General features: G+C 59.9%; 4 protein-coding genes. 1 reads left to right on the top strand and 3 read right to left on the bottom strand.

Annotation, left to right across the window (positions count from 1 at the left end):
* The 3 genes from IRZ24_RS17425 to IRZ24_RS17415 all read right to left on the bottom strand — a co-directional run.
* Window positions 1-869: electron transfer flavoprotein subunit alpha/FixB family protein (locus IRZ24_RS17425; protein WP_297167020.1), on the bottom strand; the 869-nt coding region annotated here is incomplete at its 3' end.
* 14 nt (window positions 870-883) lie between these two features.
* On the bottom strand, window positions 884-1,669 hold the full coding sequence (locus IRZ24_RS17420) for an electron transfer flavoprotein subunit beta/FixA family protein (RefSeq protein WP_297167017.1): 786 nt from the start codon (window positions 1,667-1,669) through the stop codon (window positions 884-886).
* A gap of 389 nt (window positions 1,670-2,058) precedes the next feature.
* A complete protein-coding gene (locus IRZ24_RS17415) occupies window positions 2,059-2,718 on the bottom strand; it encodes a hypothetical protein (RefSeq protein WP_297167015.1) in 660 nt (219 codons plus the stop codon).
* A gap of 225 nt (window positions 2,719-2,943) precedes the next feature.
* Between IRZ24_RS17415 and IRZ24_RS17410 the strand changes: the two genes are divergently transcribed.
* On the top strand, window positions 2,944-4,187 hold a 1,244-nt coding region (locus IRZ24_RS17410), incomplete at its 3' end, for a heavy metal translocating P-type ATPase (RefSeq protein ID WP_297167012.1).

Below are 4,187 nucleotides of genomic sequence, written 5' to 3'. Positions count from 1 at the left end.
TGCTCATCCTTATTGATGGCAACGATATACTTTGAGCCTTTCATACCGGCCAGGTGCTGAATCGCGCCACTGATACCGCAGGCGATATAAAGGGTGGGCTTAACCGTCTTACCGGTCTGCCCGATCTGGTAGCTATAAGGGAGCCAGCCGGCATCAACAATGGCGCGGGTTGCGCCTGGTGCTCCGCCGAGCGCAGCCGCCAGCTCTTCGACCAGGCGATAATTTTCGGGCTTTCCCAGGCCACGGCCACCGCTCACAATGATGCTGGCATCCTCCAGGGCGGGGCCTTCGCTCTGCACCTCGACACGGTCGAGAATCTTCATCTGCTGTGACTCGGGCCGCAGTGTCACCGCAAGCTGCTCGATCTCAGCCTGGCGGCCCTCGAAGCGCTCCACCGAGAAGGCTTTCGGGCGAGCCAGCACGATGCCTGTTCCCTGGTAAGGGTGGGTAGCCACTACGACATTCTCACCGCCCCAGGGGACCGTCACTTCCAGGCGCTCACCTTCATAGCGCAGGTCGGTGGCATCGGTGATCAAGCCCAAATTATGGCGGGCACTCAAGCGAGCGGCAATATCGCGAACATCGTAGGTCGTGGGAAAGAGCAAGAGATCGGGCTGCTGCCGCTGCAGCAGATCACTGATGGTATCGACGGCGGGGAGCGTCAGGTAGGTATCGTAGGTAGGATCGGCGTGGACATAGACCTTTTCGGCGCCGAACTCGCCTAGCGAGGGGGCCACCGTAGCAGCGGCGGAGCCGAGGACAATCGCCTCGGCGCGACCCAGGCGGGCCGCCTTGCTCAGGACCTCCAGAGACGAGCGAGCTGGTCGGCCATCCTCAATTTCGACCAGGACCCAGATCGTTTTTGCCATAACCTGCACTCCTCCTAGAGCAACTGGTGACGCTGCAAGAAGTCGGCGATGATCTCGGCAGCGTTGCCCTCATCCTTAATAATCTGCCCGGCGGCACGGGCCTCAGCCTTACCGATCGAAAGCACCTGCTCGCGTGCGCCAGCCTCTCCGACCTGCGACGGGTCCAGTCCAAGGTCGCTCAGGCTCACCTGGCTAAAGGGCTTCTTGCGTGCGCTCATGATACCCTTCATTGTGGGATAGATGGCCTCAAATGAGCCACTGGCAATGGTGACGACTGCCGGCAGAGGGCTTTCGACCACCTCGTAGCCGGTCTGGGTAACGCGCTTGATGACCGCCTTGCTGCCCTCAACCTTGATTTCGCGCGCAAAGGTAAGCTGGGGCAGGCCCAGAAACTCGGCGATGGCCCCGGGCACCATGCCAGTGTAGCCATCGGTGCTCTCTGTCGAGCAGAAGATCAGATCGGGATTCTCACGCTTGAGGGCGGCGGCCAGCGTCCGCGCTGTCCCCAGGACATCCGAGCCAGCCAGGGCCGGATCGCTGATCAGGATGGCTCGGTCAACGCCCATTGCCAGGGCGCGCCGCAGGGCCTCCTGAGCGCTAGTCGGACCCATGCTGATCGCCGTCAGCTCGCTATTGCCGAGACTATCGCGCAGCTTGATCGCTGCTGCGATCGTCGTCTCGTCTCCCGGGTCAAGCACCAGCGAGACCCCGGTGCGCACCAGTCGTTTTGTCGCAGGGTCAAGCTTGCTTTCGACGGTGTTGGGGTCTGGAATCTGCTTTACACAGACGAAGATCTTCATTGCGTTGTTGCCTCATCTTAGCTATGTGCGAGCAAAGGCGCAAGACACAAGACAGCCTACACCTGTGTAAGATGGCTCCTTCTCAGCAAAGAAGGGGCGACAGCGCCTTCTTTCGCCTCCCTCTCCTTCTTTGCTTTTCTCTGTCGGAAAAGGGGCCGTGTGCTGTCTGCGTTCGTTAGAAGAGAGGACTGCCCCGGGCGCCTTACGTCTGCACAGATTCTCTCGCTATGGATAGAACGAGCAGGCCAATCGCTGTATTTACCAGGCCCTTTGTATTGTACCTGTCGCAAAAAGAACGTGTCAACGTTGCTAGCTAACGGCTAAAGCCCTTCCAGCTAACAACAGTGGGGGCCAGAGAAAGAAAGCCAGGCTTTCATCCGTAAGGGGGCTTAGCGCTGACGGTAGACAAGGATAGCGGTCAAGATCGCCAGCAGGCCAGCGCCAAAGGGGGGCAGGCTGGTGGCAAGACTGCTTGTGGTCTGCCAGAGAAAGACTGCGATGATTTCCAGAATGAGGCCGCAGGCAAAGATTAGAGCGATGCCCGCGGGCGAGTGCCCCGCCGAGCCAGTGAGCTGCTGACGCGCGAAGCGGGGAGAATGGACGCTCGCCCTATCTGGCTCTGCACCATCGGTCTGGGCGGAGACGGAGGCTGACTCTGCTGTGGCTGTCTTCTGGGTCTTGCTCTCGCCCTCGCTCGCGCTGAGGTGGTGCAAGGCATCATATAGGTTTTCGATCACGCGGCGCGGGGCCCGGAGCAAGACCCTGTCTTGCTTAGCGATGATCAGCAGCTCGTGCAGGAGCGATTTGCTCTGAGGATCGCGCTGGGTAACCGAGATGATCTCTTCAAGCGGGATAGCCTCCAGGAACAGACGCCGGCGTGGAAAACGTACCTGATAGTAACCGAGCAGACGTCTGTTCGTAAGAATGGCATCGCAGGCTAGGCCGCCATGCTGCTGGCTCTTCCAGATGACGGGATGGCTGCTGAGCGGCTCTTCGTCCGGCAGCAGATGGCTCTGGAGACTGCGAAAGCGCCGGGGTAGCCGGTGCATCACCTGAGTATTCCTGGCTAAAGGAGCCACCATGCTTCTCTCTCGTGGATAAGCTTCCCTCTTTCTCTCACTCTCTGATTATATCACACACCACTGAACAGGCTGGCCTAGTCGATGGGGTGGGAGGAGATTTGACAAGTAACGTGCTCTGCGCTATCCTTTCTATAGACCCCCACCGGGGGGGTATGGGTGGTACTGAGAGATGGACACGAGGAGATAGAAGATATGGCAACCTATGTCGGTCCTGATGGGCCACAGAGCGGCATAGATCGAAGCCGTGGAGAGCAGGGCGAGCCTGAGCGGATAGCCGCGGTGACGCTGGCGCTGGAAGGCATGAGCTGCGCCTCCTGTGCCAGGCGCATTGAGCGGGGGCTACAGCGCTTGCCGGGGGTCAAGGAAGCCAGTGTTAACTTTGCCACGGAGAAGGCCACGGTTCTTTATGACCCTGGGCAGGTTAGCCCGGCGCTAATGGTCGAGAAAGTTGAGCAACTGGGCTATGAAGCGCTACCGCTTGTGCCATCCGTAGAAAGGAGAGGGGTGGAAGAGAATCAACACCGTGAGCGCGCTGGAGAAGATAATGCCAGTGGCGGGAGCAAGGACACCGCTGTTGCGGGAGCTGTAAGCGTGACTGAGATGCAGCAGCGGGCGGACCGGCGTCGGCTGTGGCTGCTGCTCATGGCGATTGCTCTCTCGTTGCCTGTCGTCGTGCTCAGCATGCTTTTCATGGGCCGCTTCCCTGGGGAGAACTATCTCCTGTTGCTGCTCGCGACGCCTGTCTGGGCGGTGGTTGGTTGGGAGTTTCACCGTAATGCTCTCAAGAATCTGCGGCATGGGGCGGCCACAATGGACACGCTCATCTCGGCTGGCTCAACAGCGGCTTACCTGCTCAGCTTGGCTGCCACGGTGGTCCCACAGCTAGCTGATGAGCCGACCTTTTACGACACGGCGGCTCTGATTATTACGCTCATTTACCTTGGGCGCTATCTGGAGGCACGAGCCAAGGGCGAGGCCGGACAAGCAGTTCGCCGTCTGATAGGGTTGCAGCCGCGTAGCGCTCATGTGTTACGTGATGGTCAAGAGCGTGAGATAGCGATTGCCGAGGTCAGGCCTGGAGACCTGCTGATTGTGCGCCCTGGCGAGCAGGTTCCGGTTGATGGTCTGGTAGTGGCCGGACATTCGACTGTTGATGAGTCGATGGTCACTGGGGAAAGCTTGCCGGTAGAGAAAGGGGCAGGCGATGCGCTGATCGGAGCGACGATCAATCAAAGTGGGTTGCTGACCATGCGGGCCACGCGCGTTGGCGCCGATACGCTGCTAGCCAGCATCATTCGTCTGGTTGAGCAGGCCCAGGGCAGCAAGGCCCCTGTCCAACGCCTGGCTGATCAAGTAGCGGGGATCTTTGTGCCGGCAGTGCTCGCGATTGCCTTTCTAACGTTTCTTGGGTGGGGACTGGCCGGGGCCCTAAGTGG

The sequence above is a fragment of the Thermogemmatispora sp. genome, from assembly GCF_019683755.1.
Lineage (GTDB): Bacteria > Chloroflexota > Ktedonobacteria > Ktedonobacterales > Ktedonobacteraceae > Thermogemmatispora.
This window is presented reverse-complemented; position numbering and strand designations above follow the sequence as displayed.